Source organism: Acetobacter ascendens (genome assembly GCF_001766235.1).
GTDB lineage: Bacteria > Pseudomonadota > Alphaproteobacteria > Acetobacterales > Acetobacteraceae > Acetobacter > Acetobacter ascendens.
Genome location: NZ_CP015164.1, coordinates 51,326 through 70,663, shown reverse-complemented (window position 1 = coordinate 70,663; position 19,338 = coordinate 51,326). Strand labels below are relative to the sequence as shown.

Below are 19,338 nucleotides of genomic sequence, written 5' to 3'. Positions count from 1 at the left end.
TTTATCCCCCACGTAAGAAGGGGAATAACGCCTATTCAGGAACTGACATGTTCATACAGCCACTTGTTCCGGCGGGGCACAGCCTTGTGCTGTCATTTCTGCTCGCGGCCTCACCTATTATCGTTACACTCTTTGTTATGGGTATTCTGCGCCGCCCGGCATGGCAGGCTACTTTGGGCGGTTTGATTGTAGGGCTACTTGTTGCCACCACTATCTGGAGGTTGCCTGCCAAGTTGGCAGTCGCCAGCATCAGCAACGGTGTTGTGTTTTCCCTTTTGCCGGTTATGTGGATCGCGCTTTCAGCGCTCTTCCTGTTCAATGTGGCCGTACAGAACGGACGATTTGATGCCTTCCGAGACTGGATTATCCAACACGTGCCCAATGACAGGCGCATCATGCTGGTGGTGCTGGGCTTCTGCTTTAGCGCTGCATTGGAAGGCGTAGCTGGGTTTGGCACACCTGTAGCCATTACCAGTGCTTTGCTGATTATGCTTGGTTTTCCGGCATTGGATGCCCTCACCTATGTGCTGATCTTTAACTCCGCACCGGTGGCATTTGGTGGCTTGGGTATTCCCGTTACCGTTCTGGGCTCTATTACAGGGCTGCCCGCAGATGTATTGGGGGCAACCATTGGACGGCAGCTTACCCCGTTTGCGCTGCTTATTCCCTTTTACGTTATGGCACTTTACGGCGGATGGCGTTCTATACGGCAAACATGGCCCGTACTGCTGGTAGCAGGTGGCAGCTTTGCCCTAACACTGCTGATTATCTCTGGCGCTGGGCTTTACAGTCTGAGCAACGTGCTTTCTTCCAGCGTGGCACTTGTGGCTACTATTGGATTCCTGCGCTTTTGGAAGCCAGTATCAGACCCACAATACGCTATTGATCTCACCCAGTTGAACAACCAGCAAACAGGCGCTGCCCCTGTTCCCCGCTGGCAAGGATGGATTCCGTGGATTACGGTTATTGCTGTGGTGATTGTGTGGGATGCACTGCATATTGCCAAAATTGGCACCCTGCCCATTCATTGGCCGGGGCTGGATAATGCGGTATTTATCTCTCTGTATAAAACGCCTTATGCCGCCGTATGGAAGTTTGAACCCTTGGGCACAGGCACGGCTATTTTAGTCGCCACCATTCTGACAGCCCTGTTCACCCGCACAACATTGCAACAGTTTGGCGCAGCGGCCCGCACCACACTTAAACAAGGTTGGCTGGCTGTCGTGACTGTTGCGCTTACAATCGGATTGGCGTTTTTGATGAACTATTCCGGCATGACCTATACTTTGGGATATGCGGTTTCTTCCGCTGGTATGGTCTTCCCGCTGGTTTCTGTTTTCCTTGGTTGGATTGCCGTGTTCCTGACAGGAAGCGATACCTCCGGTAACGCGCTTTTCGGCAACTTGCAGGTGGCCGCAGCGCATCAGCTTTCACTGGATCCGGTGCTGTTTGCTTCTGCAAACTCATCCGGTGGCGTGATGGGAAAAATGATCTCGCCCCAGAACATCACCACCGGCGTCTCTGTTACATCTCTAAAAGGTCAGGAAGGCACCGTGCTGGCACGTACCTTTAAGCACAGCCTGTTTTTAACCTTCTGTATCGGGTTGGTCGTTGTCTTGCAGCAATTTGTGCTGCGGTAGCAGGCTTACTGTCATCCGGTTACGCAAACAAAAACGGCCCCATCTAAGTGGGGCCGTTATTTTTTATGCAGAATGCACTACGTGCTCAGGCACCGGGCAAAGGCTGCAGAATATGAAGCTGAATAGGCGCATCCAACAGTGTGTTCAGTTCTGCCGCAAGTGTTTTAAAATGCGGTGTTTCCATATGATCGTGCAATGCCTTGCGGCTTGCCCAACGTTCTACAAAAACAAATGTCTGCGGATCATCCAGATCACGGTTGGGCACATACTGGCTGTTAGTACTTTCTGCGCGAGATGGCTTGATGCACGCGACCATAGCCTGCGCCACTTTTTCTTCTGCGCCCGGCTTTGCCTTCAAAAAAGCAACAACTGTAATTTCTTCACTCATGCTATGCGCTTCTTTCCTACTAAATTGCAATCACACGTAAATAGTAGGCAATATGTTGCCCCCTGACTACGGAATGAAACCTCACTTCTCAGCACATCAGGCATTTGACAGCTTGGAGTGCACGAAGCCGCCCTTTATACTCTCCCCCCATGATAGTAATTACAGGGGGAGCCGGCTTTATCGGCTCATGCCTACAGGCTGCGTTGGCCGCCAGAGGGCTGGAAACCATCATTGTTGATTGGCTTGGGCGGGAAGGTAAATGGCGCAATGTGTCCCAGCATGCGCCCACGCGCCTGATTGCCCCAGAAAACCTGGAAGCATTTTTGGCTACAACCCCAAAAATAGACACCATCTTCCATATGGGCGCTATCAGTGAAACCACCGCAACAGATGGTGATCTGGTATGGCGCACCAATGTAGAGCTATCACAAACATTATGGGACTGGTGCACACGCAACCGCGCAAGATTTATTTATGCATCTTCCGCCGCCACATATGGCGCGGCTGACAAACCAGAACTTTTTAATGATGACCCCGGCCATCTCTCACAACTGCGGCCACTTAATTTGTACGGTTGGTCTAAACACGTGTTTGATCAGCATGTTACCACCACCCTAGACCAACACACACCACGCCCGCCGCAATGGGCCGGGCTAAAGTTCTTTAATGTTTATGGGCCGAACGAATACCACAAAGGCAAAATGATCTCTGTGGTTAAAGTGAAATATGATGAGGTGAGATCAGGCCAACCTGCACGCCTGTTCCGGTCTGATCGGCCAGATATTGCAGATGGCATGCAGGCCCGTGACTTTATATGGGTGGGTGATGTCGTAAATGTTATGCTCTGGCTGTATGACAACCCAGAGGTATCAGATCTGTTTAACTGCGGCACAGGCACGGCGCGCACTTATCTGGATCTGGCTCATGCCGTATGTGATGCCATTGGCTGCGAACGCCGCGTAGAATTTATTGATATGCCCCAAAGCTTGCATGGGCAGTATCAATCCTACACACAGGCAGAACTTTCCCGCCTGCGGGCTGCTGGTTACACTGGCCAGTTCACACCGCTGGAAGAGGGCGTTAAACGCTACGTGCAAGATTATCTTGCCACAGATAATCCCTATCTCTGACCCAGCCATACCGGATCACCCATCATGCTTCCTGTTCTGATGTTTCCTCAGTTTAACCCGGTGCTGGTGCATGTCGGGCCATTTGCCATACGGTGGTATGCGCTCTCCTACATCATCGGCATTGTGCTGGGTATTACGCTGCTACGGCGGTTAGTTAATCTTCCTCCGCGTGCTGGCACGCCAGAACTGGCAGATGACTTTCTGGCTTGGGTCACCCTTGGCATTCTAATGGGCGGCCGGCTGGGATACGTGCTATTTTACCAGCCCGGCTATTACATCACACACCCTCTGGCCATGCTGGAAGTATGGCACGGAGGTATGTCCTTCCACGGTGGCGCCCTGGGCGTGATTATCGCCATGATGCTGTTTACATGGCGATACAAGCTGAACTTTCTGGCTTTTGCAGACCGCGTAACCATTGCGGTGCCAATCGGTTTGGGGCTGGGCCGTGTGGCCAACTTTATCAATGGCGAACTATGGGGGCGTGAAGCTCCGGCCTCTCTGCCATGGGCGATGATCTTCCCCGATGGTGGGCCAATCCCGCGCCATCCCTCTCAGATCTACGAAGCACTTACAGAAGGGCTGCTGCTTTTTCTGGTTATGTTTGCAGCCTCCCGCAAACTTTCCATCCGTCAACATCCCGGTTTTCTTGCCGGCCTGTTTCTTGCTGGATATGCCTGCGCCCGTAGCTTTTGCGAATTCTTTCGTGAACCGGATTCATTTCTTGGGTTTCTGCCCGGTGGTATCACAATGGGGCAACTGTTGTGCTGCCCCATGCTGGCAGCCGGTATTGCGCTTATGGTGTATGCCAACCAGCATCCGGTTTACGAGGGCATTCCCCCAGAGGCAGAAGCCAAGCCGTAAGCACGCTCATGCCTTCCCCTTTGCCTCCACAAACTGAAAGGCTGGATGCATTTATGGCGCGTGCCAATACGCGCTATTATGCAACCAAGCCCTTGCTTTCAGACTTTATTACCGCCCCCGAAATCTCTCAGGTTTTTGGAGAGCTGCTAGGGGCTTGGGCCGCCACGGTCTGGCAGAATATGGGCAGCCCTGCGCAAGTTATTCTTGCTGAAGCAGGACCGGGGCGCGGCACATTGATGGCAGACGCGCTACGCCTGATTACACGTTGCGCCCCAGAATTTGCACGTGCCCTTGATGTGCATCTGATAGAAGCCTCCCCTCTTATGCGGCAAGCACAAAAGCAGGCCCTTGCACCTTATGTACGCCCAACATGGCATGATCGGATAGAAGGACTTCCCTCTGGCCCGCTCATTCTATTGGGAAATGAATTTCTGGATGCCCTACCCATTCGCCAGTTTGTGCAAACGGCCTCTGGCTGGCACGAACGCTACGTTATGGAACAAGCATTTCATCTTGTTCCATGTAATGCGCCAGCACTGCCGGACGGTAGAAAACTGGAGCCTGACACCATTGTAGAGCTATGCGAACCTGCGCTGGAGGTTGCACACTATCTCGGTCAACGTTTTGCAGCACAGCAGGGTGTGGCTCTGTTTATTGATTACGGCCATCATTCCACCCTAACAGGAGATTCCCTTCAGGCCTTACGCCATGCACGCCCAACACATCCGCTGGAAGCCGCCGGAGAGGCTGATCTGACTGCCCATGTTGATTTTACTGCCTTTGGCACTACAGCCAAACAGGCTGGCGCCTATGTTTATGGTGCAGAAACGCAAGGCACATTTTTGCGTGCATTAGGCCTTATGGAACGCACCGAGCAACTTGCTAGACATGCAATAGCAGAAGATGCCGCCATATTACGCAGTGCCGCGCATCGGCTAGCAGCCCCTGAAAAAATGGGGCATCTGTTCCGTGTTATGGCCCTTGCCTCTCCCGGCCTGCCCTCACCTCCCGGCTTCATGAAAGGAGCGGACGTATGACCACAACGCTCTCACCTCTCACCAGCCCTTTGCTTGGGCATACACGCCACGGATTTTTTACGCGGGAAGGTGGTGTTTCCACCGGCCCTTATGCCAGCCTCAACTGCTCTACAAAATCTGGCGATAGCCCTCAGAATCTGGCTGAAAATCGTAAGCGGGTTGCAACCCATCTGGGCGTTCAGGCAGACCACTTGTTAGGCGTTACACAAGTGCATGGCCGTGGGGTGGTCACCGCCACAGCACCTTGGCCGCCCGGCTCTGGCGCGCCAGCCGATGCACTTGTCACCAATCAGCCAGATATCGCCATTGGTGTTATTACCGCAGACTGCGCACCCGTGCTGTTTGCCAATGCAGAAGGCACCATTGTTGGCGCTGCCCATGCTGGCTGGCGCGGGGCCTTGGCCGGTGTTTTGGAATCCACCTTGGAAGCCATGAAGGCCCTTGGCGCTAACGCAGAAAGTATTAGCGCTGTTGTTGGCCCCTGCATTGCTCAGGAAAGCTACGAAACGGCTGAAGACATGCACACAGCCATTACTACCGCAGACAAACAGGCCGCACGCTTTTTTGCACCGGGCACACGCCCCGGCCATTATCAATTTGATCTGGCAGGCTGGTGTGTTTTTAGGTTGCAACAAGCTGGTGTGCGCAATGCTGCCGCATTAGGCGTTGATACACTCTCTGACGAAAAATGCTTTTTTAGCCATCGCCGCCGCACTCTGGCGGGTGGTGGACAAATTGGACACCAGATTTCAGCGATTGCTACGGGACCTCAGAACGGATGAGCCGCCTTTTCCGCCATACTGCCCTGCCACTTTCCTCTCTACTGCTTTTGGCAGGGTGTTTGGATGTGCCGCATCCGTTTTCCAACCCCGGCAAAGGGGCTTCAAAACTGGCGGCCAATGCGCCACCATCCCGGTTAGATGTTCCTACCCCTACGGATTCCTTGCTGCCTGATGCTTCTGCCCAGATATGGGCTAAGGATGTTGCATCAGAACTTCTACAGCAAACCATTCCGGCCATTGCCCAACCCACAAGGCCCGGAGATTGGTGGCTGAAAATGCGGGCGGAATTGAGGGGTGATCAGGTTGTGCCCATTTACACAATCATGACGCCCAAAAACCAGATTCGCGCTACGCAAGAAGGGCAAGCCGTACCCGCCGCCCAATGGTCTGCCGGAGATGCACCCTTCTTCACGCTGGTTGCGCAGGATGCCGCGCCGCGCATTTCCTCTGTGCTGACGGGCATTCAAGCAGATGACATGGAAAAAGACCCACACAGCCTGAAGCATCGTGCTGCACGGGTTTACTTTACCGGCGTAACCGGTGCGCCGGGCGATGGTAATATATCTTTGGCTCGTGCCTTCACCGCCTCTTTCCGGGACAGTGAAGATACAATCCAAAATTCAAAGGAAAATGCTGATTTCACGGTCAGCTCCACCGTCAAACTTACTCCCGGCCCTACAGGCACGTTAGGGCATCCACAGCAGCATATCGAAATTGTGTGGCGCGTTGTGGATAAGGAGAGCAAGGAAGCCGGAGCCGCAACACAGCTACATGATATTGATGCCCATTCCCTAGATAATTACTGGGGAGATATTGCTGTTGCTGCTGCGCAGGAAGCTGCAGAGGCCGTTAAACAGATTATCGGCCGCTATTCTGGGCGGGATAACGCACCATTAGCAGCACCTGGAGCAAAACAGCCGCAGCCAACACAGGCTACCAACAGCACAAATGGTACTGCAAATCCGGCACAGCCAAACCAACCAGTGGCGCCGACCCTACCGTAAGAAAAGCGTGAATTTACTTCTCTGCTTGTCTCTGAAGATAGGCAGAGAAATAGAAGCCTTATGAGCGCGAACCGGGGGAAATCACCACACAACCGCTCAGCTTGCGGCAGGCATCCAATGCTTCCTCATGCGAAAGATTGGTCAGCCGAGCCCGATACAATTTGCCTGTTTTTGCCTGAACGCTTGCTATTTGCGCACGCGCACTAGAAAGAGCCGCCCGATTACGTGCCTGTCCGGTTGCACTCTGTGCCATGGACTGCGTGCCAAAAGCCCCCACCTGAATAGCCCATGTTTTTGATTCATCGCCGCGTGTGCGATGTGTCAATAACGGTGCAGGTTCTGCATGTGCGGCAGGAAACATCTGCACACGCCGTTGGGAAGATGTGTTCCCCAACACAAGGCGAGAAGGTGCTGTAGGTTGTTCTGGCGGATTTGGAATGGGGTCAGACGCATCTGCTACCTGCACTGGCGCAGTTGAAGCCGCTGTTTCAGAAGATCCTAACCGCTGCGCCCAAGCTGCACGCACATCCGCCGGGCTTTCTGACAGCCCGCTAATACGGCCTTTACGGGCAACCGGCTGCCATTCTGGCGTGTAAGAAGTGGTTGCAGAATCTCCGTCATTCCCCACCACTTCAGCTAGTTGTACCGGCTGTGCGCCACTATTTCCGTTCCGCTGTGCCCATGCAGATTTAACGGAGTTTACTTCCCCTACAGACTGAATGGGCTGGTAGGATTGAGCCATGCTATCATGGCTGGCCACCAGCAAATCTGCCTGAGAGCGATTAGTAGGTGAAATGCCGACAATTCTGCGCCCAATAGAGGCAACATAGTTACGGGTTTCACGCGGGAGCGTACGGTTGCGCGTAAGAAAATCTTCAAGCCTTCCGGGGCCTGCATTGTAAGCAGCCAAAAAGCCCGGAGAACCATACACATCATACAATTGGCGAATATAGCCCGTGCCCGCCATGATATTATCATGCGGATCAAACGCATCATCGCCCAAACTATAGGCTTGGCGCATTTCATCATATGTGGGGGGCATTAACTGCATCAAGCCCATAGCACCCGGCCCGGATGTTACAAGCTGGCCATTATGAAAAAGCCGCCCACCCGATTCCTGCTGGATAACGGCGCGTATCCATTCATCCGGCACATCAAACCGCTTTGAGGCTTCCTGAATATAAGGGCCCCAAGGATCTTCCGCTGTGCCGGGCGGTGCATAATAAGAACGTGCATGTGCCCGATACCGTGCGGCTTCTTCTGCCACAGGCATGGTAACATCTTCCCCACTGGGCTGATTTGCACAGGCAGAAAGCAAAGCCAGAAGCCCCAGAATAACTGAACCTTTGGCAGCATGGGCCAGCTTTTTACCTCGCCATGCCACAGAACACCGCTTATGCTGGCTGATCTGTCTGGATGTCATGCTATCTGGTCATCCCATTCGTGGAAGGCAAGGCACCGGCTTGTCGGGAAGTTTTCCTGACGATCTGGCATAAAACTCATGCTGGTATTTATACCTCGGAGGTTTCTCATGCAAGAAATCGCTGCTGTCGTTCTTTCCCCATTATACTGCCTGTTGCAGAGACCGAATTGATCGGATAGGCCATAAAGCATGACGGCCACATCTGGTTCTTCCGCGCAGTTTTCAGGGTCTGGGTTACCCACACAACCAGGCCAGGCTTCGCGCTCCCGCCTTGTTTCTGCCTGCAATGATATTGCGGGCGGCCTACGCTTATGGCGGCTTGCCCTTTCATTAGGCTGGCTAGATATCCGGCTGCAATTCAATGGGTCACGCATCGGCCCCTTCTGGCTCACGCTCACTACAGGTGTCATGGTTGGCTCCATGGGGCTGATATATTCTCAGCTCTTCCATCTGGTTCTGCACGATTACCTCCCATACTTGGCAATTTCGCTTATTCTATGGCAGGCAGGGCTTTCTTCTCTTATTCAAGAAAGCTGTTCTACCTTTACACGTGCGGCAGAAACCCTGCGTTCGGTCAACATGCCGTATTCCGTGCAGGCATTTCGCACCATGGTGCGGTGCGGGATTATGTTTGGCTACAACATCATCGTGCCTATTGTGGTGTTTCTGGTATTGGGCGTGTGGCCGGGCCTTACTATGCTTTTGGCCATACCAGCCATTGCAATATGGTTGGCCAACAATGTAGCGCTTTGCCTGTTATTGGGCAGTGCTTGCGCCCGCTTTAGGGATATTCCCCCTATCGTGGGCAGTATTCTCCAGATTATGTTTTACATTACCCCTGTAATTTGGGAGCCTAAACAGCTTGGAAACACAACTTTCTGGCTATATTTCAACCCATTTTACGCATTGTTAGAAATTGTACGCCGTCCGTTTTTAGGGCAGGCTCCAGAACCAACATTATGGATGATTGCCGGAGGTTTCAGCCTCACTTTATGGATTCTGGCGTTATTCACCTTCTCCCGCTCCCGTAGCAGACTGGCGTTCTGGATATGACGGATTCTTCTGCGCTTGCGAGCACAAAAACCACGGCTGAATCTGCCTCTATCAACATTACAAATCTTTCGCTCAGCTTTCCTATTTTTCATGGTGGCGCACGCTCACTTAAGAAAATGCTGTTCAAACGCGGCAAGTCTCTGCTGGCCAGCGCACGCGGGCTTCAGACAGGCGGCTCTGTTACCCTCGGGCAGGGTGAAACAGGCACTGTTTATGTAGAAGCGCTCCGAGATGTTTCTCTCAGCATTAAAGCTGGAGAACGCGTGGGACTTATCGGGCATAACGGTGCTGGTAAATCCACTCTATTGCGTGTCATGGCGGGCATTTACATGCCGGAAGCGCCAAACGTGCACATTCATGGTAAAGTGGCCTCATTGTTGGACCTGCTTTCTGGCATGAACCCACAGCTTACAGGCAGAGAAAACATCAGCCTGTTTGGCCACCAAAAAGGCTTTAATTCCGCACAGATCAACCAACTTGAAAAAGACGTAGAAGCTTTTGCGCAGTTGGATGACTTTTTGGATTTGCCTGTAAGACTTTACTCCACAGGCATGACCATCCGTCTGGGTTTTGGCCTTGCCACTTCCATAACCCCACAAATCCTTCTGATGGATGAATGGTTTATGGCCGGAGATTTTCACTTTCAGGAACGCGCTGAAAAACGCTTGGCCTCTGTAGTGGATTCCACAGATATTCTGGTCATCACCTCTCATGCGCTAGGTGTGCTGGAAAAATGGTGCACCCGGCTGATCTGGATGGAGCATGGCCAGATACGGATGGATGGCCCCGTAAAATCTGTTATGGACGCATACCTTACAGAATCTGAGCAAAACGCCCAGAAAGATCATTCCTGAACCATGAATACACTTATTTTTCTGTTGCGTTCTTTCGGTATCTATCTTCTTGCCGGTTTTGCCGAAATTGCAGGCTGCTTTGCCGTCTGGCTCTGGATCAAGGAAGGCCGTTCAGGCTGGCTGACTATTCCTGGTCTTATCAGCCTCTGTGTGTTTGCTCTATTACTCACACGTATAGATGAAGAAAGCGCAAGCAGAGCCTATGCTGCTTATGGCGGTATTTACATTACGGCATCACTTATATGGATGCGCTGTGTAGAAGGCCGAACCCCAGATAAATGGGAAATTACCGGAGCACTTATCTGCCTTCTGGGAGCTGGCGTTATTCTGTTGGCCCCACGGCACGGGTAATTTTTAAAGCAGCTTTGTCAGCTTCAGCACAAACCATGTGCCAAGCATAATGCCAAAGCACAGAATTCCGGCAATAACAGTATCCCACGCACCGCCGGATAAAAACATGCCTCCAGTGTTCATGCCGAAAAACCCGGTTACAAACGTAGCTGGCAACATCAAGGTTGTGCCAACGGAAACGATATACAGACGGCGGTTGGTTTCTTCTGCCTGATTGGATGTGAGCTCGTCCTGCAGAGAACGCGCGCGATCCTGCAAAGCCAAAAGGTCATCCAGTGCCGCATGAACCTGACGCTGGGAACGATCTCGCAAATCATCCTCAGCCCATTCTGGCAATTCCAGTTCTTCATCACGAAAAATACGATCTACAGGAGTCAGAACACGCCGTAATTCTGTAGAACGACGCCGGGCAACACCCAACAAACCGCTCATACGGCCCAGATCTGTATCGCGGTCCAGCATCAGCAGCACATCTTCTGCACGGTCCAGTTGATCATCCAGCCGTGCAAAATCACGCCGCAATGTATCTGCAAATTCCAGAAGAGCCCTATCCACCACTTTGGCAGGAGAACGGGGCACAAGCCCACGCTGTAGTTCGTGATACACCACACCCAATGCAGGAATAGGATGCCTACGTGTGGTCAGCAGCAGGTCTGGCTCTAGAGCGAACCGCCACGTGCTGACATTTCTTTCATCATCAGTGGATGTGTCATCAAACGCTGGCAGCGCACCAAAAACAATATCCCCTTCGCTTTCCAGCCGCGTGCTGCGTTCCAGGTTAGTTAGAACCTGCCGAACTTCTTCTGGTAACGAAGGTATGCTTTCAATCTGCGCACGAGAAAGGGTATGGACAATATCAAAATGGAACCAAGCCCACCCATCCTCTTTCATCAGTTCTAGGGGAAAGTTACCAGTTGTAAGGCGCTGCGTGACAACATCACGCCCCAGTTCTACTGGTTCCTTACCCGGACGGCAGAAAATGGCCCACACCAAGCCATCACGCAACAGGGTACCCCCCTTCAGAAAGAAGATCAGGCAGGGCTCCGGCTGATGGTAGGTTGGGCATCACTGGTCTCCCTGCTTTCTTACGGGCGTATCCCTAAGCGGGCTGCGTAATAAAACCTGTTTTTGGCGCCAGCGCCAGTCAGGCTGCATAACATGGGCCAGAAATTGGCAAAAGGCAGGGAAACCACCTTTTGCCAACACTTATACTTATGATCGTGCCCGCAAACTGCCGGAACGACGGCCCGCACCCTCACCAGTTGGGCGAGCAGAGCGCGCGCCATCTTGCTGCTTACGTGCAGCTTTAAGAACAGGCGCTGCTGTAAGCTCGGCTTCGAGCTGAGCAATACGTTTGCGTATGCTTTCCTTAAGTGCCGGAGAGGTATGAGCCTTCATTGCCCCCAGCGTTTCTTTCAGATCGCGCAGCTGCTTCTGTTTTTCTGGCAGAGAACGACGAATAGGCTGGTTGTCAGACATCTGACCACGATAAGCACGCATGAGCTGAACCTCATTACAACAAAAGAAGGCGCGGCCAGCGTTATGGCCGCGCTGCCTGCACAGTGCAGAAATGACCTGTTGAAACCTGCGCCAAACGCACATAGCCGTTCACCCACCGCAAAAAGCGGCAGGCAAGCCCTCTATACGCGCAAGAAAAGCAGACTTTTAAGGTCTGGTTATAGCGAATTGCTGCACAGAATATCCCGCAGTGCTGAAAGCAAGTTCTCACACTGCTGATCTGTGCCGACCGTAATGCGCAACCACGCAGCGGTGCGCTCACCCCTTAAGTGCCTGACAATAATAGCACGTTCTCTGAGTTGGGTGGCCAGTTCTGCTGCGTTCCGGTTCGGATGCCGAGTGTAAACAAAATTGGCTTTAGACGGCAAGACATCAAAACCGAGTTTTTGCAGCCCCTCTGCCAACGCTGTTCTGCTGGCAACAACCTTCTGCACGCTAGAGGCAAACCATGCCTCATCTTCCACTGCAGCCGTTGCCCCTACCTGCGCCAGACGATCCAGCGGGTAGGAATTAAAACTATCCTTAATCCGCACCAAACCTTCAATAAGCTCGGGCTGCCCAAATGCAAAACCAACCCGCAAGCCAGCAAGTGCGCGTGATTTAGAGAAAGTCTGCACAATCAAGAGGTTAGGATAGTCTTTAATTAAGGAAACAGCGCTTTCAGCGCCAAAATCCACATAGGCTTCATCAATCAGCACAACGCGGTCTGGCTGAAGTTCCAGCAGTTTGCGCACTTCTGCCAAGCTAAGGGCAATACCTGTGGGCGCATTGGGGTTGGCCACCACCACCCCACTACATGGGCCAGCGTAATCTGCAATATTTACCTGCATATCATCCGTAAGCGGAACCGTACGAAATGGCAGAGAATAAAGGCCGCAATACACATGGTAAAAGCTGTAGGTCACATCCGGGAACAGCAGTGGTTCACCATGCGCAAAAAATGCCTGAAACGCATGGGCCAGAACCTCGTCCGAACCATTGCCAACAAACACGTATTCCGGCCCCAGCCCAACACGGGCCCCTAAAGCTGTGCGCAAAGCCAAGGCTTCTGGGTCTGGATACAGGCGCAATGTGTCATTATCCGCCGCACGAATAGCCTCCAGCGCACGTGGAGAGGGGCCATAAGGCGATTCGTTGGTGTTCAACTTGATCAGATCGGTCATTTTGGGCTGCTCACCGGGCACATACGGTGTCAGCTTATGAACAAGCGGGCTCCAGAAACGACTCATGCTACCTATATCCAAAAAAACAAAAGCAGCCTGATGTCAGGCCGCTTTATCCCTTCTTATCTGAAGGTGTAAAACCAAAACGATCCGCCAATCCTTTTCAGGAAAGGCTGGCGGCCACTGCTTTCAGCGCTTCTTCAAGTGCGGGCTTGCCTTGCCTGCGGGCCAGATCAATAGCGTTTAAGCCTTCGCCATCACGCAATATTGGGTTGGCACCAGCGTTCAGTAACAAAAGCGCCATATCATCCCGCCCAAACATCACAGCAAAGATGAGTGGCGTGCGCCCAACAGCATTGGGAATATCCACCCCCGCCCCTGCTTCCAGCAGCATGGTGGCAATAGGCATATCTCCTTTAAACGCCACGCCAGCCAGCGCTGTCGCTCCTTTGCTATCTTGCAAATCTGGCTTTGCACCATGAGCTAAAAGCACACTCACAGCATCCTTATGCCCATTGTAAGATGCCAAAATGAGCGGGGTATACCCTTTTTCGGCCCTCAGATTCGGGTCCATCCCAGCCTGCAAAAAGCGGGACAGCATATCTGCATCTCCTTCCCGCGCAGCGTTCAGGAAAAGTGCTTCAATCTGTTCACGCGTAAAGCCCTGTGCGCCACCACCGGTTGCCGGGGCGGCTGTTCCCTGCTCGGACGGAGTCCGGGAAGAAACTTCTGTCATGACTGACCTCCGGAAAAGAATGGTTTTGCAACAACGGTTATCTTACGCTGCCGCGTTATTTAGAAAAAGAACCATATCAGCCCCTTTGTCCATACCACAAACGCACAAGTGGCACGCCTGCTCCCTGCCTAGGCAAAAAGAGCATTTCAGGCACAAAATCACAGAGTTATGACAGCAGACCTGTTGAACATAAAAAGCTGCCTGCGCGTCATCATCTCTTGCCGAAAAACGCCTAACCGTGGAATTGTGCGGAACTCTTACAAGGCACACCGCTTAGGGGTGCTCATAACTTTCCGGCCATAATTCGTAATTACGGCCCAGTCTGGAGGATAGGTCTGCATGCGCGTTTCTCTTCCCACTCCTGTTCGCGCACCTGCACAAACGCAGGGCAGTGGCGCATCCAGCCTTGATACGCTGTGCATCAACACCATTCGCGCACTTGTCATGGACACTGTGCAGAAGGCCAATTCTGGCCATCCGGGGGCGGCCATGTCCATGGCACCCCTTACCTATACTCTATGGCAAAATCTCTTAAACTATGACCCGACCAATCCGCTGTGGCCTAATCGGGATCGGTTTGTGCTGTCCATCGGGCATGCCTCTGCTCTACTGTATTCCATGATTCACCTGTCCGGCATCCGGCAGGTTACAAATGGCAAGGTTACGAATGCTCCAGCCCTTACAACGGCTGATTTAGAGCAGTTCCGCCAGATTGGCTCCAAAACACCGGGGCACCCGGAACACGGGCATACAACCGGTGTAGAAACCACAACCGGCCCTCTGGGCGCTGGCTGCGGTAATTCCGTTGGTATGGCCATGGCGGAAAAATGGCTGGCTGCACGCTTCAATAAGCCTGGTTTCGAGCTGTTTAACCATTATATTTACACCCTGTGTGGTGATGGTGACATGATGGAAGGCGTTAGCAGCGAAGCAGCCTCCCTCGCCGGTCATCTTCAGCTTGGTAACCTGATCTGGGTTTACGATTCTAACCGTATCTCCATTGAGGGTGGCACCAACATTGCATTTACAGAAAATGTAGCAGAACGCTTTGCCGCCTATGGCTGGCAGGTTCTGGAATTGAAGGATGCAAATGATACCGCAGCCTTCACCCAACTGATTGCAAAAGCCAAAGCGGAAACCTCACGCCCCAGCATTATTATTGCGCATTCGGTTATTGCATGGGGAGCACCCAATAAGGCAGGCATGGCCTCCGCCCACGGGGAACCTTTAGGCGCAGAAGAGGTACGTGAAACCAAAAAGTTTTTCGGCTGGCCGGAAGATAGTAGCTTCTTTGTACCAGAAGTAGCACTGCAACATATGCAGGATGGTTTAGGGGCGCGTGGGGCTGCCGCCAGCGCTGCATGGAACAAACTATTTGCCAATTACCATTCCTCACACCCGGCATTGGCTACAGAACTGGACGCCATTTTCAACGGCACGCTGCCAGAAGGCTGGGATGCGGATATTCCGGTTTATGAAACCAGCGCCAAAGGCGAAGCCTCCCGCGCCAGCTCTGGCGCAGTGCTTAATGCTGTAGCAGGCCGCCTGCCTTGGCTGCTGGGTGGATCTGCTGATCTGGCGCCTTCCACCAAAACGCTGCTTAAAGGTGAAAAAAGCTTCCAGCCTGCACAATGGGGTGGCAGCTATGCTGGGCGTAATTTCCACTTTGGGGTGCGCGAACATGCTATGGGGGCCATTGTAAATGGTATGGCCCTGTATGGCCTGCGCCCTTATGCGGCGGGCTTTCTGATTTTCTCGGATTACATGAAGCCCCCTATCCGCCTTTCCTCCATTATGGGCCTGCCCGTTACATATATCTTCACTCATGACTCCATCGGGGTGGGTGAAGATGGTCCAACACATCAGCCTATCGAACAGTTGGTGCAATTGCGCGCCACACCGGGCCTGATAACGCTGCGCCCAGCCGATGCCAACGAAGTGGCCGAAGCATGGCGTTTTCTAATCCAACATCGCAATGGTCCCTGCGCCCTTGCCCTAAGCCGCCAGAATCTGCCTACGCTAGATCGCACCCGCTACGCGCCGGCTTCTGGCTTGAGCAAAGGTGCTTACGTTCTTGCAAGCAGTGAGCAGACCCCAAAGGTTATCCTGATTGCAACAGGCAGCGAAGTTTCTCTGGCTGTAGGCGCATATGAAGCCTTGAGCGCAGAAGGTATTCCTGCCCGCGTTGTTTCCATGCCCAGTTGGGAACTTTTTGAAGCCCAGCCACAATCTTACCGTGAGAGCGTGCTACCCGCCGCTGTAACAGGACGTGTGGTTATAGAAGCAGGCTCACCCATTGGGTGGGATCGCTATGCTGGGCCTACAGGTGAAATCATTGCCATGCGCGGCTTTGGTGCCTCCGCTCCAGCGGGTAAACTGCTTGAAAAATTTGGTTTCACGCCAGAAGTCGTGTTGGCGGCAGCCAAGCGGCAGGCAGGCTGAACAAACCTGATCTTTCACCGCGCGTTATATTACATTGGCCTGCCCGGTTTTTGATCGGGCAGGATGGAGAAAGGATAACCACCAATGACATCCTCCGCCACGCCAAGCGCCAATCCGCTACGGGCACTCGCAAAAGCCCATCAGTCCCCCTGGCTGGACTTCATCCGCCGCTCCTTTGTGGAGGATGGTTCACTGGCGCGCCTCGTGCAGGATGATGACATTCGTGGTGTCACCTCCAGTCCGGCCATCTTCCAAAAAGCTATGGGAGAAGGCACGGAATATGATGCCCAGATGCGTGATATTCTGACGCATGAAATTGTTTCCCCCGGAGTGCTCTACGAAAAGCTGGCCGTCACCGATATTAAGGCGGCCGCTCACGTTTTAACCCCGGTTTATGAGCAGGCTCACGGCAAGGATGGCTTTGTAAGCCTAGAAGTCTCTCCTTATCTGGCGCGGGATCTAGAAGGCACAACGCATGAAGCTGCCCGTCTGTGGGCAGATGTAGCTGAGCCCAACCTGATGGTTAAAATTCCCGCGACGCCTGAAAGCATTCCGGCTATCCGGGCGAGCATTGCAGCGGGCATTAACGTTAACGTCACACTTATCTTCTCTCTAAATGCTTACAAAAATGTAGTAGATGCCTGGTTGAGCGGTCTGGAAGACCTGAAAGCCAAAGGCGGAGATCTATCTCACGTTGCATCCGTTGCTTCCTTCTTTGTTAGCCGGATTGACAACAAGATTGATGCGGAAATTGATCGGCGTGTTGCTGCTGGAGATGAAAACGCTGCAACCCTAAAGGCCCTGCGCGGTAAAGTTGCCATTGCCAATGCCAAGATGGCCTATGTGTACTGGCAGGAAATTATGCAGACACCGCGCTGGAAAGCGCTGGAAGACGCAGGGGCTCAAACCCAACGCCTTCTGTGGGCCTCTACCGGCACCAAGGATAAAGCCTATAGCGATGTGCTGTATGTTGATAGCCTGATTGGCCCGCAGACCGTTAACACCCTGCCGCCCGCCACTATGGATGCCTTCCGTGACCACGGCATTGTGGCTGAAACACTTGGCACAGATATCGCCAACGCCCGACAGGTGATGGAAGATACACAGCGCCTTGGCCTTGATCTGCAAGGTATTACCAAAACCCTTGTAGATGAGGGTGTGCAGTCCTTTGCAGATGCCTTTGATGGGCTACTAGGTTCTGTTGCTGCCAAGCAGGCAACCCTTCTGGGAGATAAGCTCACCACCCTGAAAACAAGCCTGCCAGCCGATTTTCAGGAAGCCGTCAATAAAGGCTTAAATGCTTGGCGTAAGGATGGCTCCATCCGCCGCCTGTGGGCCAAAGATGCCTCTGTCTGGACCAATGGGCCAGAAGCCAAGTGGCTGAACTGGCTAAATACGGTAGATGACCGCCTGAACCATATTGGGGATCTGGAAGCCTTTCAGGCTGAAGTGAAAGCCCGCGGATTCCATCAGGTTCTGCTGATGGGCATGGGTGGTTCTAGCCTTGGGCCAGAAGTGCTGGCTATGACCTTTGGCAAGCACGAAGGTTTTGGTCATCTTTACGTGTTGGACAGCACAGACCCGCAGCAGGTTGCCGCTTTTGAGAAAAAGATAGATCCGCACCATACGCTGTTTATTGTGGCCTCCAAATCCGGCAGCACGCTGGAACCCAATATCATGCTGGCCTATTTTCAGGATCTGGCCAAACGGGCACTGAAAGAAAAAGCAGGCTCACATTTTGTAGCCATTACAGACCCCGGCTCCAAGCTGGAAACCTACGCCAAGGCCGAAGGCTTCTGGAAGATTTTTGCTGGTGACCCGCAGATTGGTGGCCGTTACTCTGTGCTTTCCAATTTTGGTATGGTGCCCGCAGCCGCAGCCGGTGTGCCGCTACGCCTATTCCTTGAAGATGCGCTGCGTGGCGTACGCATGTGCGATGGCAGCGTGCCCCCCGCATCCAACCCTGGCGTCTTGCTCGGCACCATTATGGGTGTTGCCGCCACACAATTCGGGCGGGATAAGCTGACAATTATTGCCACGCCACAGATCATGGATTTTGGCGCATGGATGGAACAGCTTATTGCTGAATCCACCGGCAAACACGGCAAAGGCATCATCCCCATTGATGATGAAACGCTGGGTGGGCCCAAGCGCTACGGCAAGGACAGGTTGTTTGTTTATCTGCGCCTTGCAACAGAACATCGGCATGAGCAGGACGAGGCTATTTCAACGCTGATTGATGCTGGGCAGCCTGTCATCACCATCAACTTTCACAACAAGCGCCAGATTGCGCAGGAATTCTTCCGTTGGGAAATTGCCACCGCTGTTGCTGGCGCATTCCTGAACATTGATCCATTCGATCAGCCGGATGTTGAATCCACTAAGATCGAAACACGCAAGCTGATGGAAGCTTACGAAAAAACCGGCAAACTGCCCGCAGAAGAACCCTTTGCGGAGCACGGACCGCTGGTGTTTTTTGCAGATCAGGCAAATGCTGCTACCCTTAAGGGAAATACGGCAACAGCTATCCTGAAAGCACATTTTGACCGTGTAAAAGCTGGGGATTACGTGGGACTTCTGGCTTACATTGAACGCAACCGTGAAACACTGGAATGGATCCAGCATGTGCGCCTGCACGTGCGTGATGCCAAAACCATTGCCACGGCAGCAGAATTTGGCCCGCGCTTCCTACACTCCACCGGTCAGGCTTACAAAGGTGGACCCAACACAGGCGTTTTCCTGCAAATTACTGCGGATGATGCGCGAGACCTGCCTGTGCCCGGCACAGGTTATTCCTTTGGCGTTGTAAAAGCTGCGCAGGCACGTGGAGATTTTGATGTGCTGGCCGAGCGCAAACGCCGTGCCCTGCGGGTACATATTAAAGGAAATCTGAAAGAAGGCCTTGCAGCGCTTGCTTCCGCCCTGCATGACGCCCTGTAAAATATTAGACAGG

Annotated in this window: 17 protein-coding genes; 11 read left to right on the top strand and 6 right to left on the bottom strand. The window is 53.0% G+C overall.

Features of this window, described 5'->3' with window-relative positions; genetic code table 11:
• Nucleotides 1-47 precede the first annotated feature (47 nt).
• Entirely contained in the window at nucleotides 48-1,640 is a 1,593-nt protein-coding gene (locus tag A4S02_RS00370) for an L-lactate permease (RefSeq protein ID WP_070322611.1), read from the top strand.
• A gap of 85 nt (nucleotides 1,641-1,725) precedes the next feature.
• Here A4S02_RS00370 and A4S02_RS00365 read toward each other — a convergent pair whose 3' ends face one another.
• The gene (locus A4S02_RS00365) at nucleotides 1,726-2,028 is read right to left on the bottom strand and encodes a putative quinol monooxygenase (RefSeq protein ID WP_019087899.1); all 303 of its coding nucleotides are present in this window, start codon (nucleotides 2,026-2,028) and stop codon (nucleotides 1,726-1,728) included.
• 149 nt (nucleotides 2,029-2,177) lie between these two features.
• Between A4S02_RS00365 and rfaD the strand changes: the two genes are divergently transcribed.
• From rfaD to A4S02_RS00340, 5 genes are read left to right on the top strand one after another with little or no spacing between them, the layout of a single operon-like run.
• Nucleotides 2,178-3,158, top strand: a complete 981-nt coding sequence (gene rfaD, locus A4S02_RS00360) for an ADP-glyceromanno-heptose 6-epimerase (RefSeq protein WP_070322610.1) — start codon at nucleotides 2,178-2,180, stop codon at nucleotides 3,156-3,158.
• 24 nt (nucleotides 3,159-3,182) lie between these two features.
• Nucleotides 3,183-4,022, top strand: a complete 840-nt coding sequence (gene lgt / locus A4S02_RS00355; protein ID WP_070322609.1) for a prolipoprotein diacylglyceryl transferase — start codon at nucleotides 3,183-3,185, stop codon at nucleotides 4,020-4,022.
• An 8-nt stretch (nucleotides 4,023-4,030) separates the two neighbouring features.
• The gene (locus A4S02_RS00350) at nucleotides 4,031-5,059 is read left to right on the top strand and encodes a class I SAM-dependent methyltransferase (protein ID WP_070322608.1); all 1,029 of its coding nucleotides are present in this window, start codon (nucleotides 4,031-4,033) and stop codon (nucleotides 5,057-5,059) included.
• On the top strand, nucleotides 5,056-5,841 hold the full coding sequence (gene pgeF / locus A4S02_RS00345) for a peptidoglycan editing factor PgeF (RefSeq protein ID WP_070322607.1): 786 nt from the start codon (nucleotides 5,056-5,058) through the stop codon (nucleotides 5,839-5,841). The genes A4S02_RS00350 and pgeF overlap by 4 nt, the downstream gene beginning before the upstream one ends.
• Nucleotides 5,838-6,845 (top strand): hypothetical protein, encoded by a 1,008-nt coding sequence (locus A4S02_RS00340; protein WP_070322606.1) that lies wholly within the window; start codon nucleotides 5,838-5,840, stop codon nucleotides 6,843-6,845. Before pgeF ends, A4S02_RS00340 begins: the two co-directional genes overlap by 4 nt.
• Before the next feature lie 58 nt (nucleotides 6,846-6,903).
• Here the strand turns inward: A4S02_RS00340 and A4S02_RS00335 are convergent, their stop codons facing one another.
• Nucleotides 6,904-8,268 carry a transglycosylase SLT domain-containing protein gene (locus A4S02_RS00335; RefSeq protein WP_070322605.1) on the bottom strand — a complete coding sequence of 455 codons (1,365 nt, stop codon included), beginning with the start codon at nucleotides 8,266-8,268 and terminating at the stop codon, nucleotides 6,904-6,906.
• Nucleotides 8,269-8,457: 189 nt separating this feature from the next.
• Between A4S02_RS00335 and A4S02_RS00325 the strand changes: the two genes are divergently transcribed.
• Genes A4S02_RS00325 through A4S02_RS00315 form a run of 3 tightly spaced genes read left to right on the top strand, consistent with a single transcriptional unit; the run spans nucleotide 8,458 to nucleotide 10,526 of the window.
• Nucleotides 8,458-9,321, top strand: a complete 864-nt coding sequence (locus A4S02_RS00325) for an ABC transporter permease (RefSeq protein ID WP_019087891.1) — start codon at nucleotides 8,458-8,460, stop codon at nucleotides 9,319-9,321.
• Entirely contained in the window at nucleotides 9,318-10,175 is an 858-nt protein-coding gene (locus A4S02_RS00320) for an ABC transporter ATP-binding protein (protein ID WP_070322604.1), read from the top strand. Before A4S02_RS00325 ends, A4S02_RS00320 begins: the two co-directional genes overlap by 4 nt.
• Before the next feature lie 3 nt (nucleotides 10,176-10,178).
• The gene (locus A4S02_RS00315; RefSeq protein WP_070322603.1) at nucleotides 10,179-10,526 is read left to right on the top strand and encodes a YnfA family protein; all 348 of its coding nucleotides are present in this window, start codon (nucleotides 10,179-10,181) and stop codon (nucleotides 10,524-10,526) included.
• A 3-nt stretch (nucleotides 10,527-10,529) separates the two neighbouring features.
• On the opposite strand, the gene A4S02_RS00310 is transcribed toward A4S02_RS00315, so the two are convergent.
• The 4 genes from A4S02_RS00310 to A4S02_RS00295 all read right to left on the bottom strand — a co-directional run bounded on the left by A4S02_RS00310 (nucleotide 10,530) and on the right by A4S02_RS00295 (nucleotide 13,943).
• Nucleotides 10,530-11,531: a transporter gene (locus tag A4S02_RS00310; RefSeq protein WP_408736035.1), complete on the bottom strand. Its 1,002-nt coding sequence runs from the start codon at nucleotides 11,529-11,531 to the stop codon at nucleotides 10,530-10,532.
• A gap of 207 nt (nucleotides 11,532-11,738) precedes the next feature.
• Nucleotides 11,739-12,026 (bottom strand): hypothetical protein, encoded by a 288-nt coding sequence (locus tag A4S02_RS00305; RefSeq protein WP_026019187.1) that lies wholly within the window; start codon nucleotides 12,024-12,026, stop codon nucleotides 11,739-11,741.
• A 176-nt stretch (nucleotides 12,027-12,202) separates the two neighbouring features.
• Nucleotides 12,203-13,273 carry a histidinol-phosphate transaminase gene (gene hisC, locus A4S02_RS00300; RefSeq protein WP_070322601.1) on the bottom strand — a complete coding sequence of 357 codons (1,071 nt, stop codon included), beginning with the start codon at nucleotides 13,271-13,273 and terminating at the stop codon, nucleotides 12,203-12,205.
• Nucleotides 13,274-13,370: 97 nt separating this feature from the next.
• A complete protein-coding gene (locus A4S02_RS00295) occupies nucleotides 13,371-13,943 on the bottom strand; it encodes an ankyrin repeat domain-containing protein (protein WP_019087885.1) in 573 nt (190 codons plus the stop codon).
• A 339-nt stretch (nucleotides 13,944-14,282) separates the two neighbouring features.
• On the opposite strand from A4S02_RS00295, the gene tkt reads away from it, so the two are divergent.
• Nucleotides 14,283-16,385, top strand: coding sequence for a transketolase (tkt, locus tag A4S02_RS00290; protein ID WP_070322600.1), 2,103 nt, complete (start codon nucleotides 14,283-14,285; stop codon nucleotides 16,383-16,385).
• Nucleotides 16,386-16,469: 84 nt separating this feature from the next.
• A complete protein-coding gene (locus A4S02_RS00285; protein ID WP_070322599.1) occupies nucleotides 16,470-19,325 on the top strand; it encodes a bifunctional transaldolase/phosoglucose isomerase in 2,856 nt (951 codons plus the stop codon).
• The last annotated feature ends 13 nt before the right edge of the window (nucleotides 19,326-19,338 follow it).

What these genes read in the sequence shown, in the direction of transcription:
- A4S02_RS00295 (WP_019087885.1), bottom strand. Translation starts at nt 13,943, where the DNA reads ATGACAGAAGTTTCTTCCCGGACTCCGTCCGAGCAGGGAACAGCCGCC.
- A4S02_RS00315 (WP_070322603.1), top strand. Translation starts at nt 10,179, where the DNA reads ATGAATACACTTATTTTTCTGTTGCGTTCTTTCGGTATCTATCTTCTT.
- A4S02_RS00320 (WP_070322604.1), top strand. Translation starts at nt 9,318, where the DNA reads ATGACGGATTCTTCTGCGCTTGCGAGCACAAAAACCACGGCTGAATCT.
- A4S02_RS00335 (WP_070322605.1), bottom strand. Translation starts at nt 8,268, where the DNA reads ATGACATCCAGACAGATCAGCCAGCATAAGCGGTGTTCTGTGGCATGG.
- tkt (WP_070322600.1), top strand. Translation starts at nt 14,283, where the DNA reads ATGCGCGTTTCTCTTCCCACTCCTGTTCGCGCACCTGCACAAACGCAG.
- rfaD (WP_070322610.1), top strand. Translation starts at nt 2,178, where the DNA reads ATGATAGTAATTACAGGGGGAGCCGGCTTTATCGGCTCATGCCTACAG.
- lgt (WP_070322609.1), top strand. Translation starts at nt 3,183, where the DNA reads ATGCTTCCTGTTCTGATGTTTCCTCAGTTTAACCCGGTGCTGGTGCAT.
- A4S02_RS00365 (WP_019087899.1), bottom strand. Translation starts at nt 2,028, where the DNA reads ATGAGTGAAGAAATTACAGTTGTTGCTTTTTTGAAGGCAAAGCCGGGC.
- A4S02_RS00305 (WP_026019187.1), bottom strand. Translation starts at nt 12,026, where the DNA reads ATGCGTGCTTATCGTGGTCAGATGTCTGACAACCAGCCTATTCGTCGT.
- A4S02_RS00285 (WP_070322599.1), top strand. Translation starts at nt 16,470, where the DNA reads ATGACATCCTCCGCCACGCCAAGCGCCAATCCGCTACGGGCACTCGCA.
- A4S02_RS00325 (WP_019087891.1), top strand. Translation starts at nt 8,458, where the DNA reads ATGACGGCCACATCTGGTTCTTCCGCGCAGTTTTCAGGGTCTGGGTTA.
- hisC (WP_070322601.1), bottom strand. Translation starts at nt 13,273, where the DNA reads ATGAGTCGTTTCTGGAGCCCGCTTGTTCATAAGCTGACACCGTATGTG.
- A4S02_RS00350 (WP_070322608.1), top strand. Translation starts at nt 4,031, where the DNA reads ATGCCTTCCCCTTTGCCTCCACAAACTGAAAGGCTGGATGCATTTATG.
- A4S02_RS00370 (WP_070322611.1), top strand. Translation starts at nt 48, where the DNA reads ATGTTCATACAGCCACTTGTTCCGGCGGGGCACAGCCTTGTGCTGTCA.
- A4S02_RS00340 (WP_070322606.1), top strand. Translation starts at nt 5,838, where the DNA reads ATGAGCCGCCTTTTCCGCCATACTGCCCTGCCACTTTCCTCTCTACTG.
- pgeF (WP_070322607.1), top strand. Translation starts at nt 5,056, where the DNA reads ATGACCACAACGCTCTCACCTCTCACCAGCCCTTTGCTTGGGCATACA.